The organism is Bradyrhizobium sp. MI1.3 (assembly GCF_055811695.1).
Genome location: NZ_JBVVPQ010000306.1, coordinates 1 through 266, shown reverse-complemented (window position 1 = coordinate 266; position 266 = coordinate 1). Strand labels below are relative to the sequence as shown.

At 67.7% G+C, this 266-nt stretch carries 1 pseudogene; it reads left to right on the top strand.

Annotated features, from left to right (window positions below):
• A pseudogene (locus AC0L3A_RS41125) lies at window positions 1–266 on the top strand (acyl-CoA dehydrogenase family protein); the annotation flags it as partial.

The following is a 266-nucleotide window of genomic DNA, read 5'->3' as shown; positions in this document are numbered from 1 at the left end:
CGACGTGCTGCGCACGCGCGGCCGCAACTTCTATCACGGCGAAGCCGAGCATCCCGCCGACGAATCCGTGCTTCAGTCGCAACTCGGTCGAATCCGCGCGTATGCGGCGAGCGTCGAAGCCACCGCCGATCGCGCTGTGGCTGCGTTGCAGCGCGCCTGGGACGCTTACGGCACGGACGGCGAATACGAGGCCACGCTCGCTGCCACCTTTGCAGCGTCCGAAGCCAAGGTCGTGATCGACGACCTCGCGCCGCAGATCGCAAGCC